Genomic DNA, 16,305 nt, shown 5'->3' with positions numbered 1-16,305 from the left:
CTCAGGTGCGGGTCCGCTGTGTGACCGCGATGCACACGAGGACGGCCACGGCGGCGACCGGGGCCGCGGGGGAGAGGTGCTCACCGAGCAGGGTCACCGACCAGACCAGGGTGAGCAGCGGCTGCGCGAGCTGGAGCTGGCTGGCCCGGGCGATGCCGATCTCGGCCATGCCGCGGTACCAGACGTACAGCCCGAAGAAGGTCGATCCGGCCGCGACCCACAGCAGCCCGGTGATGCCCCGGGCGGTGAGGTGCACCGGCTCGAAGGAGAGCGCCACGAAGGAACCGGCCAGGCTGAGGGGCAGGCACAGGATCAGGGCCCAGCCGATGACGTGCCAGCCGGGCATCACCGCGGCGAGCCTGCCGCCCTCGGTGTAGCCGGCGGCGCAGACCAGCAGGGCGCCGAAGAGGTACAGGTCGCCGGAGTGCAGGGCCCCGCCGCTCTGCTGCACGGTGAAGGCGATCACCACGGCGGCCCCGGCGACCGCGGCGGCCCAGAACGTGCGCGAGGGGCGCCGCCCGGTGCGCAGGGCCGCGAAGGCCGCCGTGGTCAACGGGAGCAGACCCACGACGACCGCCGCGTGCGAGGTGGTGGACGTCTGCAGAGCCAGGGTCGTCAGCAGAGGGAAGCCCACGACGACTCCGCCACCGACCACCGCGAGCCCTGCCCAGTGGCGGCGCGCCGGGACGGGGACGCGCAGCACCAGCAGGAACCCGCCCGCTACGAGCGCCGCGAGGACACTGCGCACGGCGACCAGGGACCAGGGGCCGAAGCTGTCCAGGCCCCAGACGGTGGACGGGAAGGTGAGCGAGAAGGAGACGACGCCCAGCGCGGCGAGGACCGTGCCGCTGCTGACCGCTATCGACGTGGTGGGAGTAGCGCTATCCTGTGCTGTCATGCAAGAGCGTAGCAGTGTGGCTGAACTGGCGAACTCTCTGAAGCGGGAGCTCGACCGCTACTCACCCGGTGGGAAGCTGCCGTCGAGCAGGGCGCTCGTCGAGCGCTACCGCGTCTCGCCGGTGACCGTCTCCCGCGCCCTCGCCCAGCTCGTCGGCGAGGGGCTCGTCGTCACCCGGCCCGGCGCCGGGGCCTTCCGGGCCCGCCCGCGCGCCGACACCCCGCCGGCCGGTGACACCTCCTGGCAGGAGGTCACGCTCAGCGCCGATGCCGCCGCCGAGACCGTTCCGCGCACCGTCGACGCCTCGGGTGTGCTCGTCACCCTGGCCGCGCCGCCGCCCGGGGTCGTCGAGTTCAACAGCGGCTACCTGCACGCCTCGCTCCAGCCCGAGCGGGCCATGGCCGCGGCCCTCGCCCGCGCGGGCCGCCGGCCCGGCGCCTGGAGCAGACCGCCCACCGACGGCCTGCCCGAGCTGCGCGAATGGTTCGCCCGCTCCATCGGCGAGACGGTCGGCCCGGCGGACGTCCTGGTCACGGCGGGCGGCCAGTCCGCGCTCACCACCGCCCTGCGCGCACTCGCCGCGCCCGGCTCGCCCGTCCTCGTCGAATCGCCCACCTATCCGGGCATGCTGGCCATCGCACGCGCCGCCGGCCTGCGGCCGGTTCCGGTCCCGGCCGACGCCGACGGCGTGCGGCCCGACCTCCTCGCCGCCGCCTTCCGCGCCACGGGAGCACGCGTCTTCGTCTGCCAGCCGCTCTTCCAGAACCCGACCGGCGCGGTCCTCGCCCCCGACCGCCGCCCCGAGGTGCTGCGCATCGCCCGCGAGGCGGGCGCGTTCGTCGTCGAGGACGATTTCGCCCGGCGCCTCGTCCACGACGACGCCGGCCCGCTGCCGAGACCGCTCGCGGCCGACGACCACGACGGCGTCGTCGTCCACGTCAGCTCCCTCACCAAGGCGACCTCGCCCAGCCTGCGCGTCGGCATGCTCGCCGCCCGCGGACCGGTGCTCGAACGGCTCCGTGCCATCCACGTCGTCGACACCTTCTTCGTCCCCCGCCCCCTCCAGGAAGCCGCGCTCGAACTCGTCGGCGCCCCCGCCTGGGCCCGCCACCTGCGTGCCGTGGCGACCGAGCTGAAGGCCCGCCGCGACACCATGACGGCCGCGCTGCGGCTCCACCTCCCCCAGCTCGCCCTGCCGTACATCCCCTCCGGCGGCTACAGCCTCTGGCTGCGCCTGCCCGACACCGCCGACGAGAGCGCACTCGTCGCCGCGGCGCTGCGGGCCGACGTCGCCGTGGCACCCGGCCGCCCGTACTTCTGCGCCGAACCGCCGGCCGGCCACATCCGCCTGAGCTTCGCGGGCGTCGCCGGCACCGCCGAGATCACCGAGGGGGTGCGCCGCCTGCGGGCCGCCTACGAGCATCTGACGAGGTGACGGGGAGCGCCGCGATACTCCTGTGACAGCCGTCGCACCGCTGTGCGACTCTCCCGTGATGCACGAGACGATCCATGGCGCGTACACGATCTCCACCGACCCGGCCCGGCTGGACGAGGACCGGATCCACCAATGGCTCTCCACCGAGGCGTACTGGGCGCTCGGCCGCAGCCGGGAGAAGCAGGACCGGGCCCTAGGGGCTGTCCGGCGGATCTTGGCCGGAGCCACGACGTCTGGCACGGCACCTCGCCGCGTTGCCGAAATGCCCGGATAGCTCCGCTATCAGGGCACTCCGGCGCCTTGCGATGTACCGCACCAGACGCCGCGTCCTATCCGGCCCTGATCCGCCGGACAGCCCCTAGCCGGATCGGTCAACTTCGGTGCCTACGAGACGACAACGGGGGAGATGGCCGGTTTCGCGCGGGTGGTCACCGACCACGCCACCTTCGCCTGGCTCTGCGACGTCTACGTCGACCGGTCCGCCCGCGGCGCGGGGCTGGGCACCGCTCTGGTCGCGGCCGTCCGCGACCACTTCGCGCCCCTGGGGCTGCGCCGCATCCTGCTCACCACCGACGACGCCCACGGCCTCTACGAGAAGGCCGGCTTCAAGGAGCTCGACGTCCCCGGCAACTGGCTCAACCTGATGTTCGAGTGACCCCCTTGACCTGCGAGGCGTTCCCCATCACCATCACGCCATGACTGTCCGGGTCACCCTGGTCGCCGCGGCGCGCAGCTCCTCGCTGCTCACGGAGCGGTTCGACGACGACCGGCCGCTCGACCAGGCCGGCTGGCACGAGGTGCAGCTCGCCGCGCACGCGCTCGTACCGCTGAGCGCGGCCGAGCTGCGCTACTGCTCGCCCACCACCCGCAGCCGCGCGACCGGTGAGGCGCTCGGCTTCGCGCCGCTCGCCCAGCCGGCCCTGCGCGACTGCGACATGGGCCGCTGGCGCGGCTGCACGCTCGCCGAGGTGACCGCGCGCGAGCCCGCCGCGGTCGACGCCTGGCTCACCGACCCGCGCAGCGCGCCCCACGGCGGCGAACCGCTGCTCGCGTTCATCTCGCGGATAGGCGGCTGGCTCGACACCCGTCCCGCGGACGACTGCCGTTCGATCGTGGCCGTGGCCGAACCCGCCGTGGTGCGGGCAGCCTTCGTGTACGCGCTGCGCGCCCATCCCTCGATGTACTGGAACGTCGACGTCCGGCCGCTGTCGACGATCACCCTCACCGGACAGCGGGGCCGCTGGCACCTGTGCCTGGAGGCGGCCGCCTGAAGCGGCCGCCCCACCGCTACTTCGCCGTCCCCACCACCCGCTCCGGCGTGACACGGATGACGACGCGTACGGTCTCCGGCGGCAGGTCCAGGTACTCCTGGCCCGCGCCCGGACCCTCGTACTCCTCCGCCAGCCGTACGGCGACCTTGCGTCCCTCGTCCTCCGCGACGGTCGCGGTCCCGCGCACCTCCACATAGCGCAGCGGGTCCGTGCGGTCGTACACGGTCAGCGAAACGCGCGGCTCGCGGGCGATGTTGCGGTCCTTGCGCCGGCCGGCCTGCGAGGAGATGACCAGCTCGTCGCCCTCGCGGCCCACCCACACGACCGACGTCTGCGGGCTGCCGTCGGGCAGGACGGTGGCGAGCACCGCCGGATTCGGCTCGTCGAACAGCAGGCGGGCGGACTCGCTCAGAGATATCGGCATGGGCAGAGACTAACGCCGAACCGGGTCAGGGCCGTTGGGACGTACGGCCCTGTTCCTCACCCCGCCCCGAGCTCACGGAGCCGGCGCTCCAGAAAGGCGGCCTCGGCCGCGTTCCCGGCGCTCGCGATCGCCGTTTCGTAGGCGGACGCCGCCTCGGCCCGGCGTCCGAGCCGCCGCAGCAGATCCGCGCGCACGGCGTGCAGTACGTGGAATCCGCCCAGTTCGGGGACGAGCGCGTCCACCAGGTCGAGCGCCGGGCCGGGGCCGTGCACCTCGGCCACGGCGACCGCCCGGTTGAGCGCCACCACCGGAGTCGGCGCGATCGCCGTCAACTGGTCGTACAGGCGCAGGATCTGCCCCCAGTCCGTCGCGGCCGCGTCCGGCGCGTCGCTGTGCACCGCGCTGATCGCCGCCTGGATCTGGTACGGCCCCGGCCTGCCGCGGCGCAGGCACCGCCGCACCAGCTCCTGGCCCTCGGCGATCAGGTCCCGGTCCCACAGGCCGCGGTCCTGCTCGGCGAGCACCACCAGTGCGCCGTCCGGCCCGGTGCGCGCGGGGCGCCGGGACTCCGTCAGCAGCATGAGTGCCAGCAAGCCCAGGACCTCGGGCTCGTCCGGCATCAGACGGGCCAGCAGTCGGCCCAGGCGCAGCGCCTCCGCGCACAGGTCCTCGCGCACCAGCCGGTCGCCCGAGCCCGCGCTGTAGCCCTCGTTGAAGACGAGATAGACGACCGACAGCACGGCCGGCAGGCGGTCGGGGAGCTCGGCCTGGTCCGGGACGCGGTACGGGATGCGGGCGTCGCGGATCTTGCCCTTCGCGCGGACCAGGCGCTGCGCCATGGCCGGCTCGGCCACCAGGAACGCGCGGGCGATCTCCGCCGTGGTGAGCCCGCCGACCAGCCGCAGGGTCAGGGCGACGCGGGCGGCGGGGGCGAGCGCGGGATGGCAGCAGGTGAAGATCAGCCGCAGCCGGTCGTCCTCCACGGGACCCTCCTCGATCGGGCTGTCGCGGGCCTGCAGCAGCGCGGCCTGGGCGTGCCGGTCCGCCCGGGACGCCTCCCGCCGCAGGCGGTCGATCGCCCGGTTGCGGCCGGTGGTGATGATCCAGCCGGCCGGGCTGGGCGGCAGCCCGTCGGCGGGCCACCGCTCCAGCGCCGTGGTGAACGCGTCCTGGACCGCCTCCTCGGCGATGTCGATGTCGCCGAAGACCCGGACGAGGACGGCGACGGCACGTCCGTACTCCTCGCGGAAGACCCGCTCGACGGCTGCCGCTTCGCCGCCCGTCCCCGCCGGACCGGACGTCATCCGAGGCTGCTGTACGCGAGCGGCCTCACCTCGATCGGCAGCGTGGTCGCGCGGGCCAGCTTGCGGCCCCACGCGAGCGCCGCGTCGAGGTCGGGCGCCTGGATGACGGTGAATCCGCCGAGGTGTTCCTTGCCCTCGACGTAGGGACCGTCGGTGGTGAGCACCTCGTCGCCCTTGAGCCTGAGGACGGTGGCCGTGCCCGGCGGGTGCAGCCCGCCCGAGAACACCCAGGCACCGGCCTCCCTCAGCTCGCTGTTCACGGCCTCGACGTCCCGCATGATCGGGTCCAGGACCTCGGGCGGCGGCGGGTTCCCGTCGGGCTGGTAGATGCTGAGCAGGTACTGCTGCATGGTGGCCTCCTCGGTGCGGTCGCGGCGTCTGCCGCGTTCTCACCCTCTACACGAACGGGCCGGCCCAGGATCGACATGCCTCGCGGAAAATTCTCGGCGGATGCCGCCCGGCAGGCACGGGCGGACCCTTTCGCCGGCGCACTCACGGGGCGGGTGTGAACACCAGCGACGCGTTGTGGCCGCCGAATCCGAACGCGTTGGTCAGCGCCGCCTCCAGGCCGACGCGCCGAGGCCCGCCCGTGACCACGTCGAGCTTCACCTCCGGGTCCGGCCGGTCCAGGTTCCGCGTCGGCGGGACGATCCCGTCCCGCACCGCGAGGATCGTCGCCAGCGCGCCCATCGCCCCGGCGGCGCCGAAGAGGTGGCCCGTCATCGATTTGGTCGCGGTGACGGCCGCATGGGTTCCGACCGCCTCCTCGACGGACCTCGCCTCCACCAGATCGCCCACGGGCGTCGATGTGGCGTGCGCGTGCACGAGACCGAGGGCCCGGGGCGGTACTCCGGCCGACTCCAACGCCCTGCGCATCGCGCGGACCTGCCCCTCCGGATGCCCGGCCGTGATGTGGTGGGCATCGGAGGTGACGCCCGCACCGGCGAGCGAGGCATGGGTACGGGCGGCCCTGGCGGCGGCGAATCCGGCCCGCTCCAGGACGACCACGACCGCACCCTCGCCGATGACGAATCCGTCGCGGTCGGCGTCGAAGGGCCGCGAGGCGCGGTCCGGTTCGTCGTTGCGCGTGGAGTGTGCCCTGGCCTGGGCGAAGCCGGCCAGCGGCAACGGGTGGACGCATGCCTCCGTGCCGCCGGCCACGACGACATCGGCACGGCCGAGGCGGATCAGGTCCAGGCCCATGGCGATCGCCTCGGCGCCGGAGGCACACGCGCTGACCGGGGTGTGGGCGCCGCCGCGGGCGCCCAGTTCGATGCTGACCCAGGCGGCGGGGCCGTTCGCCATCAGCATCGGCACGGTGTGCGGCGACACGCGCCGTACGCCGGACGACTCCAGGACATCGTCCTGCCCGAGCATGGTCAGCGCCCCGCCGGTGCCGGTGCCGATCACCACCGCGAGCCGTTCCGGATCGACGTCGGGGCGCCCGGCGTCCGCCCATGCCTCGCGGGCCGCGATCAGGGCGATCTGCTCGCAGCGGTCCAGTCGGCGGGCCTGCACGCGCTCCATGACCTCGGCCGGTTCGACCTTGAGCCGCCCCGCGATCCGTACGGGCAGCCCGGCCGCCCACTCGTCGTCGAGCGCGCTGATCCCGGACTCGCCGGCGAGCAGCGCGGACCAGGTCGAGGCGACGTCCCCGCCGAGCGGAGTGGTCGCGCCCAGCCCGGTGACCGCGACGTGATTCATGCCCTGGTGCATGGGAACCTCCTTTGTGGTGGAGTGACAACACCCGGTGTGTTCTTTCTCCGGGTGGGATCCGAGGTGCCGTTCACTCTGCCAAGCACATCGGGCAGACCGGAGTGCTGTGACCGACCGAGTTGGTGATCTTGGCTCTGTAGGATTCCGACACTTGCTTGATGGGGGGTACATCTATTGGACCGAGAAGTCATTGCATACTTCTGCATCGCTGCGTATAGTCATGCCATCGATGAGGAGGAGTTCGATGACGGTTCGAGCAGCAGTGGCAGGGGCGAGCGGGTACGCGGGCGGAGAGTTGCTCCGGCTGCTGCTGGCGCACCCCGAGGTCGAGATCGGCGCCCTCACCGGCAACACCAACGCGGGACAGCCGCTCGGCGCACTGCAACCGCACCTGCTGCCGCTCGCCGGCCGGGTGCTCCAGCCGACGACCGCCGACGTTCTCGCCGGTCACGACGTCGTGTTCCTCGCCCTCCCGCACGGCCAGTCCGCCGCTGTCGCCGAGCAGCTCGGGGACGACGTCCTCGTCGTCGACATGGGCGCCGACTTCCGGCTGGCGGACTCCGCCGACTGGGAGACGTTCTACGGCTCCGAGCACGCCGGGACCTGGCCGTACGGCCTCCCCGAACTGCCGGGCGCCCGCGCCGCGCTGGAGGGGTCCAAGCGCATCGCGGTGCCCGGTTGCTACCCCACGGCCGTCTCGCTCGCGCTCTTCCCGGCGTACGCCGCCGGACTCGCCGAGCCCGAGGCCGTGATCACCGCCGCGACCGGCACCTCCGGCGCCGGCAAGGCCCTCAAGCCGCACCTGCTGGGCTCAGAGGTGATGGGCTCGATGAGCCCGTACGGCGTCGGCGGCGGCCACCGGCACACCCCCGAGATGATCCAGAACCTGAGCGCGGTCGCGGGGGAGCGGGTCACCGTCTCCTTCACCCCGACGCTCGCCCCCATGGCCCGCGGCATCCTCGCCACCTGCTCGGCGAAGGCGCGGCCCGGCACGAGCGCGGCCGACGTCCGCGCCGCGTACGAGAAGGCGCTCGCGGACGAGGCGTTCGTCCACCTGCTGCCCGAGGGACAGTGGCCCGCCACCGCCTCCGTCTACGGATCGAACGCGGCCCAGATCCAGGTCGCGTACGACGAGGCGGCCGGACGCATCATCGCCATCAGCGCCATCGACAATCTCACCAAGGGCACCGCGGGCGGCGCGGTGCAGAGCATGAACATCGCGCTCGGGTTTGCCGAGAGCACTGGTCTTTCCACGATTGGAGTTGCGCCGTGAGCGACGCGCGCGCAGCCGCCGGTCCGCGGATGACGACGATGCCCGCGCCTCTGCGCTGCGCGGGCGGAGATGGGGGCACCTCCCAGGCGTCAGCCCTGGGGGAGAACGGAGAAACACAGTGAGCGACGCGCGCGCAGCCGCCGGTCCGCGGATGACGACGATGCCCGCGCCTCTGCGCTGCGCGGGCGGAGAAGCGAACGGAGAAACACAGTGAGCGTGACCGCAGCGAAGGGATTCACGGCGGCGGGCATCGCCGCCGGGATCAAGGGCAACGGCAACCCGGACCTCGCCCTCGTGGTGAACAACGGGCCGCGCCGCGCCGCCGCGGGTGTCTTCACCTCCAACCGCGTCAAGGCCGCGCCGGTGCTGTGGTCCGAGCAGGTCCTCAAGGGCGGCGAGGTCACCGCCGTGGTCCTCAACTCCGGCGGCGCCAACGCCTGCACCGGCCCCAAGGGCTTCCAGGACACCCACACCACCGCCGAGAAGGCGGCCGACGTCCTCGGCATCGGCGCGGGCGAGGTCGCCGTCGCGTCCACCGGACTCATCGGCGTCCTGCTCCCCATGGACAAGCTCCTGCCCGGCATCGAGCAGGCCGCCGCCCAGCTCAGCGAGCACGGCGGCGAGAAGGCCGCCATCGCCATCAAGACCACCGACACCGTCCACAAGACGGCCGTCGTCACCAAGGACGGCTGGTCCGTCGGCGGCATGGCCAAGGGCGCGGGCATGCTCGCCCCCGGCCTCGCCACCATGCTCGTCGTTCTCACCACCGACGCCGACCTGGACGCCGCCGTCCTGGACAGGGCGCTGCGGGACGCGACCCGGCAGACGTTCGACCGGGTCGACTCCGACGGCTGCATGTCCACCAACGACACCGTGCTGCTGCTCGCCTCCGGCGCGTCCGGGGTGCAGCCCGCGTACGAGGAGTTCGCCGACGCCGTGCGCACGGTCTGCGACGACCTCGCCCGGCAGCTGATCGGCGACGCCGAGGGCGCCTCCAAGGACATCCGCATCGAGGTGATCAACGCGGCCACCGAGGACGACGCCGTCGAGGTCGGCCGCTCCATCGCCCGGAACAACCTCCTCAAGTGCGCCATCCACGGCGAGGACCCCAACTGGGGCCGGGTGCTCTCCGCCATCGGCACCACCAAGGCAGCCTTCGAGCCCGACCAGCTGAACGTCGCCATCAACGGCGTCTGGGTCTGCAAGAACGGCTCCGTCGGCGAGGACCGCGACCTGGTCGACATGCGCTACCGGGAGGTGCGCATCACCGCGGACCTCGCCGCCGGCACCGAGTCCGCGGTCATCTGGGCCAACGACCTCACCGCCGACTACGTCCACGAGAACAGCGCGTACAGCTCATGAGCACCACGAGGAAGCACACCGCCCTGCCCAAGGCACAGATCCTCATCGAGGCGCTGCCCTGGCTGACCCGCCACAACGGCAAGACCGTCGTCATCAAGTTCGGCGGCAACGCCATGATCGACGACGAGCTCAAGGCCGCCTTCGCCCAGGACGTCGTCTTCCTGCGGCACGCCGGGCTCAAGCCCGTCGTGGTGCACGGCGGCGGCCCGCAGATCTCCGCCGCGCTCGACCGACACGGACTGGTCAGCGAGTTCAAGGCCGGCCTGCGGGTCACCACGCCCGAGGCCATGGACGTCGTACGGATGGTTCTGGCCGGCCAGGTGCAGCGCGAGCTGGTCGGACTGCTCAACCAGCACGGGCCGCTCGCCGTCGGCCTCACCGGCGAGGACGCCCACACCATCACCGCCACCAAGCATCAGCCGACCATCGACGGGGAACTCGTCGACATCGGCCGGGTCGGCGAGATCACCGCGATCGACACCGGCGCCATCGAGGCGCTGCTCGCCGACGGGCGCATCCCGGTGATCTCCTCGATCGCCCGTTCCGAGGACGACGGACACGTCTACAACGTCAATGCCGACACGGCGGCCGCGGCACTCGCCGCGGCGCTGGGCGCCGAGACGCTGATGGTCCTCACCGACGTCGAGGGCCTGTACGAGGACTGGCCGAACAGCGACGAGGTCATCAGCCGGCTGACCGCCACCCAGCTGGAGAAGCTGCTGCCCGACCTCTCCAGCGGCATGGTCCCCAAGATGGAGGGCTGCCTGCACGCCGTGCGCAACGGGGTCAACACGGCCCGCGTGATCGACGGCCGGGTCCAGCACTCGATCCTGCTGGAGATCTTCACCGACGAGGGCATCGGCACGATGGTCGTGCCGGACGGACAGGGGGACTGACATGAGCAACCAGGAGCTCACGCACCGGTGGCAGGGCGTGATGACGGACAACTACGGCACGCCGAAGCTGTCTCTGGTCCGCGGCGAGGGCGCCACGGTGTGGGACGCCGACGGCACCGCGTACACCGACTTCGTCGGCGGCATCGCGGTCAACGCGCTGGGCCACGCCCACCCGGCGATCGTCGAGGCCGTCTCCCGCCAGATCGCCTCCCTCGGCCACGTTTCCAACCTCTTCGTCGCCGAGCCGCCCGTCGCGCTCGCCGAACGGCTGATCCAGCTCTTCGGCCGCCCGGGACGGGTCTACTTCTCCAACTCCGGCGCCGAGGCCAACGAGGCCGCCTTCAAGATCGGGCGGCTGACCGGGCGCGGGCACATGGTCGCCACCACCGGCGGCTTCCACGGCCGGACCATGGGCGCCCTCGCGCTCACCGGACAGCCCGCCAAGCAGCAGCCGTTCCTGCCGCTGCCCTCGGACGTCACCCACGTCCCCTTCGGCGACGCCGAGGCGCTGCGCGCGGCCGTCACCGAGGACACCGCCCTGGTGATCATCGAGCCGATCCAGGGCGAGAACGGGGTGGTCGTCCCGCCCAAGGGATACCTCGAGGCGGCGCGGGAGATCACCCGGGCCACCGGCACCCTCCTCGTCCTCGACGAGGTCCAGACCGGCATCGGGCGGACCGGCCACTGGTTCGAGCACCAGGCGCACCAGGGCGTCGAGCCCGACATCGTCACGCTGGCCAAGGGCCTCGGCGGCGGACTGCCCATCGGCGCGACCGTCGTCTTCGGCGAGGCGGCGGAACTCCTGAAGCCCGGTCAGCACGGCACGACGTTCGGCGGCAACCCCGTCGCCTGCGCCGCCGGACTCGCCGTCCTCGACACCCTCGCGGCCGACGGAGTCCTCGACTCCGTCAAGCGGCTCGGCGAGAAGCTGCGTGACGGAATCGAGGGTCTGGGGCATCCCGCCGTCTCCCATGTCCGTGGCAGCGGCCTCCTGCTGGGTATCGTGCTCACCGGGCCGCTCGCACCGAAGGTGCAGCAGGCGGCCCAGGATGCCGGTTTCCTGGTGAACGCTCCCGCGCCCGATGTCGTACGGCTCATGCCGCCCCTGATCATCGGCGACGCCGAGGTGGACGCGTTCCTCCAGGCGCTGCCCGGCATCCTCGACGCGAGCAACGGGGAAGGACGAGCCGGAGAATGAGACGACGATGACTGAGGCCCGGTACCCGGAGAACGGCGAGCACGGCGGTCCCGCCGTGCCGCAGACCCGCACGGCCCGCCACCGCCGGATCGTGGACATCCTCAACCGCCAGCCGGTGCGCTCCCAGAGCCAACTGGCCAAGCTCCTCGCGGACAACGGGCTGAGCGTCACGCAGGCGACGCTCTCCCGCGACCTGGACGAGCTGGGCGCGGTGAAAATCCGCAACACGGGCGGCGAGCTGATCTACGCGGTGCCCAGCGAGGGCGGTTTCCGCACCCCGCAGGCCCCGCTGGGCGAGTCCGCGAAGGAGGAGCGCATGCGGCGCCTCTCCGCCGAGCTGCTGATCTCCGCGGAGGCGTCGGCGAACCTCGTGGTGCTGCGGACGCCGCCGGGCGCGGCCCAGTTCCTGGCCTCGGCCATCGACCAGGCCGAGCTGCACGACATCCTCGGCACGATCGCGGGGGACGACACGCTGATGCTGATCAGCCGCGACCCGGCGGGCGGCCAGGCCCTCGCGGACCATCTGCTGCGGCTCGCGCAGAAGGAGCGCTGAACCGACACGGCGCGGCACCCGCCCGGCGGGTGCCGCGCCGTTGCGTCGGTCAGTGCCTGGTCACCGGGGCAGCGGCGGCAGCGGCAGCGGGAGTCCGGGCAGTCCGTCGATGCTGGCCGCGATGTGCTCCTTCTTGGCGAAGTACGCGTCCAGCGAGGCGTCGTCCTCCCGCGCGAACCGCTTCCCGTGCAGGTCGCGGTCCTCGTCGTACGTCATGAACGGCACGGCGTAGCCGCAGGTGTCCCGGACGAGTTCGGCCGTCACGACGATGACGGCGCGCAGCCCGTGCGGCGACGGGTCGATCCCGGGGAAGTGCGCGAGCAGCCCGGCCCAGCGCTCGTCGTCCCGGAAGACGGGCTCGCCGCGCCCGTGCACACGGACGATGTTCGGCGGCCCCTCGAAGGCGCACCACATGAGTGTGATGCGGCCGTTCTCCCGGAGGTGGGCGATCGTCTCGGCATTGCTGCCGGCGAAGTCGAGGTAGGCGACGGTCCGTTCGTCGATGACGGCGAACGACCCCTTCAGGCCCTTGGGCGAGAGATTGACCGTGCCGTCCCCCGCGAGCGGCGCGGTCGCGGTGAAGAACACCGGCTGGGCCTCGATGAAGGCACGGAGCCTTCCGTCTATGTGCTCATGCGTCTTTCCCATGGGCGAATTATCGACGCGCGGTGTCCGCCCCCGCCGGGCGGGTCAGACCCTGAGACCCAGGGTGGCACCGCAGGAGACGCGCGGCGCTCTCCGCGCGACGGGGCATCAGCTGTGCGTGCGCGACGCGCCGTTCGGCATCCGCAGCGCCGAGACGGCCTCGGTCCGCACCCGTTCCACCTGATGCCGCGTCATCGGCCGCGGCAGGCCGACGCCAGCGGTATCCAGCGGCCGCAGATACGCCGGCTCCCCGTGATCCGGTACGGACCTGTGTGCCGGACACGTGCCGGTCCAGGCCGGCCCACGCCCGCGGTGAAGCGCCGGTGCCGACCGCCGTGCGCAGCGGCACACCGCGCGGCAGGCGTTCTGCGGGGGCGAGGTAATCGAGCGGCAGGTCGCGCATGGCGGACTCCAGGGGCCGGGCACCCCGCTCACCAGCACGTTCCTTGGGGCGATTGACAAAACATACGGAGCACTGCATAGTTATGCCCATCAGTGAATGGCCCCGTAAGGAGAAACCCGTGACCGAGCGCGTCGTACTCGCCTATTCGGGCGGCCTGGACACCTCCGTCGCCATCGGCTGGATCGCCGAGGAGACGGGCGCCGAGGTCATCGCCGTTGCCGTGGACGTCGGCCAGGGTGGCGAGGACCTGGACGTCATCCGCAAGCGCGCGCTCGCCTGCGGGGCCGTGGAGGCCGAGGTCGCCGACGCCAAGGACGAGTTCGCCGAGGAGTACTGCCTCCCCGCGATCAAGGCCAACGCCCTCTACATGGACCGCTACCCGCTGGTCTCCGCGCTCTCCCGGCCGGCGATCGTCAAGCACCTCGTCGCCGCCGCCAAGAAGCACGGTGCCACCACCGTCGCCCACGGCTGCACCGGCAAGGGCAACGACCAGGTGCGGTTCGAGGCCGGCATCGTCGCCCTCGCGCCCGAGCTCAAGTGCATCGCCCCGGTCCGTGACTACGCCATGACTCGGGACAAGGCGATCGCCTTCTGCGAGGAGAAGCAGCTGCCGATCGCCACCACCAAGAAGTCGCCGTACTCCATCGACCAGAACGTCTTCGGGCGGGCCGTCGAGACCGGCTTCCTGGAGGACATCTGGAACGCGCCGATCGAGGACATCTACGAGTACACCTCGAACCCGGCGGAGCCGCGGGACGCCGACGAGGTCGTCATCACCTTCAAGGAAGGCGCCCCGGTCGCCATCGACGGCAAGCCCGTCACCGTCCTTCAGGCCGTCCAGCAGCTCAACGAGCGGGCCGGCGCCCAGGGCATCGGCCGGATCGACATGGTCGAGGACCGGCTCGTCGGCATCAAGTCCCGCGAGGTCTACGAGGCCCCCGGCGCGATCGCGCTGATCACCGCCCACCAGGAGCTGGAGAACGTCACCGTCGAGCGCGAGCTCGCCCGGTACAAGCGGCAGGTCGAGCAGCGCTGGGGCGAGCTGGTCTACGACGGCCTGTGGTTCTCCCCGCTCAAGCGGGCCCTGGACGGCTTCATCGACGAGGCCAACCAGCACGTCAGCGGCGACATCCGGATGACGCTGCACGGCGGCCGGGCCGTCGTCACCGGCCGCAGGTCCGACGCGTCGCTCTACGACTTCAACCTCGCCACCTACGACTCGGGCGACACGTTCGACCAGTCCAAGGCGCAGGGCTTCATCGAGATCTTCGGCCTGTCGCAGAAGATCGCGGCGCGGCGGGACCTCGCGTAACCCGCACGCGTTGTACAGACCGCCTCCCCGGACCTCCGGCAGGGAAGGAGGAGGCGGCGGCACATCCGAATCTCTCAAGGAGCTTGAGCAGTGAGCAGCAACAACGGTGACGTCCGGCTCTGGGGCGGCCGCTTCGCCGACGGCCCCGCCGAGGCGCTGGCGAAGCTGTCGGCGTCGGTCCACTTCGACTGGCGTCTGGCGCCGTACGACATCGCCGGCTCCCGCGCCCACGCACGCGTGCTGCACAAGGCGGGCCTGCTCACCGAGGACGAGCTGACGCGCATGCTCGCCGGCCTCGACCGGCTGGAGGCGGACGTCGCCTCCGGCGAGTTCACCGGCACCATCGCCGACGAGGACGTGCACACCGCACTCGAGCGGGGCCTCCTGGAGCGGCTCGGCCCGGACCTCGGCGGCAAGCTCCGCGCCGGCCGGTCCCGCAACGACCAGGTCGCCACCCTCTTCCGGATGTACCTGCGCGACCACGCCCGGATCATCGGCGGCCTGATCGCCGACCTCCAGGACGCCCTCGTCGGCCTCGCCGAGGCGCACCCGGACGTCGCCATGCCGGGCCGTACGCACCTCCAGCACGCCCAGCCCGTCCTCTTCGCGCACCACGTGCTCGCACATGTGCAGTCCCTGTCCCGGGACGCGGAGCGGCTGCGCCAGTGGGACACCCGTACCGCCGTGTCCCCGTACGGCTCCGGCGCGCTGGCCGGCTCGTCCCTCGGGCTGGACCCGGAGGCCGTGGCCAAGGACCTCGGCTTCGAGCGCGGTTCCGCGGGCAACTCGATCGACGGCACGGCCTCGCGGGACTTCGTCGCCGAGTTCGCCTTCATCACCGCGATGATCGGGGTGAACCTCTCCCGGATCGCGGAGGAGGTCATCATCTGGAACACGAAGGAGTTCTCCTTCGTGACCCTGCACGACGCCTTCTCGACCGGGTCGTCGATCATGCCGCAGAAGAAGAACCCCGACATCGCGGAGCTCGCCCGCGGCAAGTCCGGCCGCCTCATCGGCAACCTCACGGGCCTGCTCGCCACCCTGAAGGCGCTGCCGCTCGCGTACAACCGGGACCTCCAGGAGGACAAGGAGCCCGTCTTCGACTCCTGCGACCAGCTCGAGGTCCTGCTCCCGGCGTTCACCGGGATGATGGCGACGCTCACGGTCAACCGGGAGCGCATGGAGGAGCTCGCTCCGGCCGGTTTCTCGCTCGCCACGGACATCGCCGAGTGGCTCGTCAAGCAGGGCGTGCCGTTCCGGGTGGCGCACGAGGTCGCCGGAGAGTGCGTGAAGGTCGCCGAGGCCGACGGCATCGAGCTGGACGGACTGACCGACGAGCAGTTCGCGAAGATCTCCGCCCACCTCACCCCCGAGGTCCGCACCGTCCTGAATGTGCCCGGTGCACTGGCGTCCCGCAGCGGCCGCGGCGGCACGGCCCCCTCGGCGGTCGCCGTCCAGCTCAACGAGGTCAAGGCCGATCTGGTGATACAGCATGCCTGGGCCTCCGCCAAGGACAAGCACTGACAGTCCGCAGCACCACAGCGCCGCCGCCCGGACGGTGAGCGCGTCGACGTCCGGCCGGGTCCGCCCGAACCGCTCGTCGACGCGCCGCGAC

The 16,305-nt window shown here is 72.2% G+C and carries 15 protein-coding genes and 2 pseudogenes; 11 read left to right on the top strand and 6 right to left on the bottom strand.

Annotated elements, in window-relative coordinates:
• Position 1 precedes the first annotated feature (1 nt).
• Entirely contained in the window at positions 2 to 898 is an 897-nt protein-coding gene (locus ACF08N_RS25560) for a DMT family transporter (RefSeq protein ID WP_392327006.1), read from the bottom strand.
• Between ACF08N_RS25560 and ACF08N_RS25555 the strand changes: the two genes are divergently transcribed.
• The 4 genes and pseudogenes from ACF08N_RS25555 to ACF08N_RS25540 all read left to right on the top strand — a co-directional run bounded on the left by ACF08N_RS25555 (position 897) and on the right by ACF08N_RS25540 (position 3,604).
• Positions 897 to 2,333, top strand: coding sequence for a PLP-dependent aminotransferase family protein (locus ACF08N_RS25555; protein WP_392327005.1), 1,437 nt, complete (start codon positions 897 to 899; stop codon positions 2,331 to 2,333). The genes ACF08N_RS25560 and ACF08N_RS25555 overlap by 2 nt on opposite strands.
• A 58-nt stretch (positions 2,334 to 2,391) precedes the next feature.
• A pseudogene (locus ACF08N_RS25550) lies at positions 2,392 to 2,526 on the top strand (GNAT family N-acetyltransferase); the annotation flags it as partial.
• Between the two features lie 165 nt (positions 2,527 to 2,691).
• A pseudogene (locus ACF08N_RS25545) lies at positions 2,692 to 2,988 on the top strand (GNAT family N-acetyltransferase); the annotation flags it as partial.
• A gap of 40 nt (positions 2,989 to 3,028) precedes the next feature.
• Positions 3,029 to 3,604, top strand: a complete 576-nt coding sequence (locus ACF08N_RS25540) for a histidine phosphatase family protein (protein ID WP_392327004.1) — start codon at positions 3,029 to 3,031, stop codon at positions 3,602 to 3,604.
• 16 nt (positions 3,605 to 3,620) lie between these two features.
• On the opposite strand, the gene ACF08N_RS25535 is transcribed toward ACF08N_RS25540, so the two are convergent.
• From ACF08N_RS25535 to ACF08N_RS25520, 4 genes are all read right to left on the bottom strand, one after another.
• Positions 3,621 to 4,028, bottom strand: a complete 408-nt coding sequence (locus tag ACF08N_RS25535; RefSeq protein ID WP_392327003.1) for a PPOX class F420-dependent oxidoreductase — start codon at positions 4,026 to 4,028, stop codon at positions 3,621 to 3,623.
• Between the two features lie 56 nt (positions 4,029 to 4,084).
• Positions 4,085 to 5,332 (bottom strand): RNA polymerase sigma factor, encoded by a 1,248-nt coding sequence (locus tag ACF08N_RS25530; RefSeq protein WP_392327002.1) that lies wholly within the window; start codon positions 5,330 to 5,332, stop codon positions 4,085 to 4,087.
• Positions 5,329 to 5,682: a YciI family protein gene (locus ACF08N_RS25525; protein ID WP_392327001.1), complete on the bottom strand. Its 354-nt coding sequence runs from the start codon at positions 5,680 to 5,682 to the stop codon at positions 5,329 to 5,331. The genes ACF08N_RS25530 and ACF08N_RS25525 overlap by 4 nt, the downstream gene beginning before the upstream one ends.
• Positions 5,683 to 5,824: 142 nt before the next feature.
• A complete protein-coding gene (locus ACF08N_RS25520) occupies positions 5,825 to 7,048 on the bottom strand; it encodes a beta-ketoacyl-[acyl-carrier-protein] synthase family protein (protein WP_392327000.1) in 1,224 nt (407 codons plus the stop codon).
• 244 nt (positions 7,049 to 7,292) lie between these two features.
• Between ACF08N_RS25520 and argC the strand changes: the two genes are divergently transcribed.
• From argC to ACF08N_RS25495, 5 genes are all read left to right on the top strand, one after another.
• Entirely contained in the window at positions 7,293 to 8,321 is a 1,029-nt protein-coding gene (gene argC, locus ACF08N_RS25515; protein WP_392326999.1) for an N-acetyl-gamma-glutamyl-phosphate reductase, read from the top strand.
• A gap of 210 nt (positions 8,322 to 8,531) precedes the next feature.
• Positions 8,532 to 9,683, top strand: a complete 1,152-nt coding sequence (gene argJ, locus ACF08N_RS25510; RefSeq protein ID WP_392326998.1) for a bifunctional glutamate N-acetyltransferase/amino-acid acetyltransferase ArgJ — start codon at positions 8,532 to 8,534, stop codon at positions 9,681 to 9,683.
• Positions 9,680 to 10,579 carry an acetylglutamate kinase gene (gene argB / locus ACF08N_RS25505; RefSeq protein ID WP_392326997.1) on the top strand — a complete coding sequence of 300 codons (900 nt, stop codon included), beginning with the start codon at positions 9,680 to 9,682 and terminating at the stop codon, positions 10,577 to 10,579. Before argJ ends, argB begins: the two co-directional genes overlap by 4 nt.
• Before the next feature lies 1 nt (position 10,580).
• Positions 10,581 to 11,777 carry an acetylornithine transaminase gene (locus ACF08N_RS25500; RefSeq protein WP_392326996.1) on the top strand — a complete coding sequence of 399 codons (1,197 nt, stop codon included), beginning with the start codon at positions 10,581 to 10,583 and terminating at the stop codon, positions 11,775 to 11,777.
• 7 nt (positions 11,778 to 11,784) lie between these two features.
• A complete protein-coding gene (locus ACF08N_RS25495; RefSeq protein ID WP_392326995.1) occupies positions 11,785 to 12,330 on the top strand; it encodes an arginine repressor in 546 nt (181 codons plus the stop codon).
• A 60-nt stretch (positions 12,331 to 12,390) separates the two neighbouring features.
• Here ACF08N_RS25495 and ACF08N_RS25490 read toward each other — a convergent pair whose 3' ends face one another.
• Positions 12,391 to 12,978 carry a pyridoxamine 5'-phosphate oxidase family protein gene (locus tag ACF08N_RS25490; RefSeq protein WP_392326994.1) on the bottom strand — a complete coding sequence of 196 codons (588 nt, stop codon included), beginning with the start codon at positions 12,976 to 12,978 and terminating at the stop codon, positions 12,391 to 12,393.
• A gap of 518 nt (positions 12,979 to 13,496) precedes the next feature.
• Here ACF08N_RS25490 and ACF08N_RS25485 point away from each other — a divergent pair.
• Both ACF08N_RS25485 and argH read left to right on the top strand, forming a co-directional pair.
• The gene (locus tag ACF08N_RS25485; protein WP_392326993.1) at positions 13,497 to 14,690 is read left to right on the top strand and encodes an argininosuccinate synthase; all 1,194 of its coding nucleotides are present in this window, start codon (positions 13,497 to 13,499) and stop codon (positions 14,688 to 14,690) included.
• 90 nt (positions 14,691 to 14,780) lie between these two features.
• Positions 14,781 to 16,214, top strand: coding sequence for an argininosuccinate lyase (gene argH, locus ACF08N_RS25480; protein WP_392326992.1), 1,434 nt, complete (start codon positions 14,781 to 14,783; stop codon positions 16,212 to 16,214).
• The last annotated feature ends 91 nt before the right edge of the window (positions 16,215 to 16,305 follow it).

The organism is Streptomyces sp. NPDC015127, assembly GCF_043080095.1.
Classification (GTDB): Bacteria; Actinomycetota; Actinomycetes; order Streptomycetales; family Streptomycetaceae; genus Streptomyces.
The sequence above is the reverse complement of the archived record's forward strand: the minus strand, read 5'-3'. Positions and strand labels throughout refer to the sequence as shown.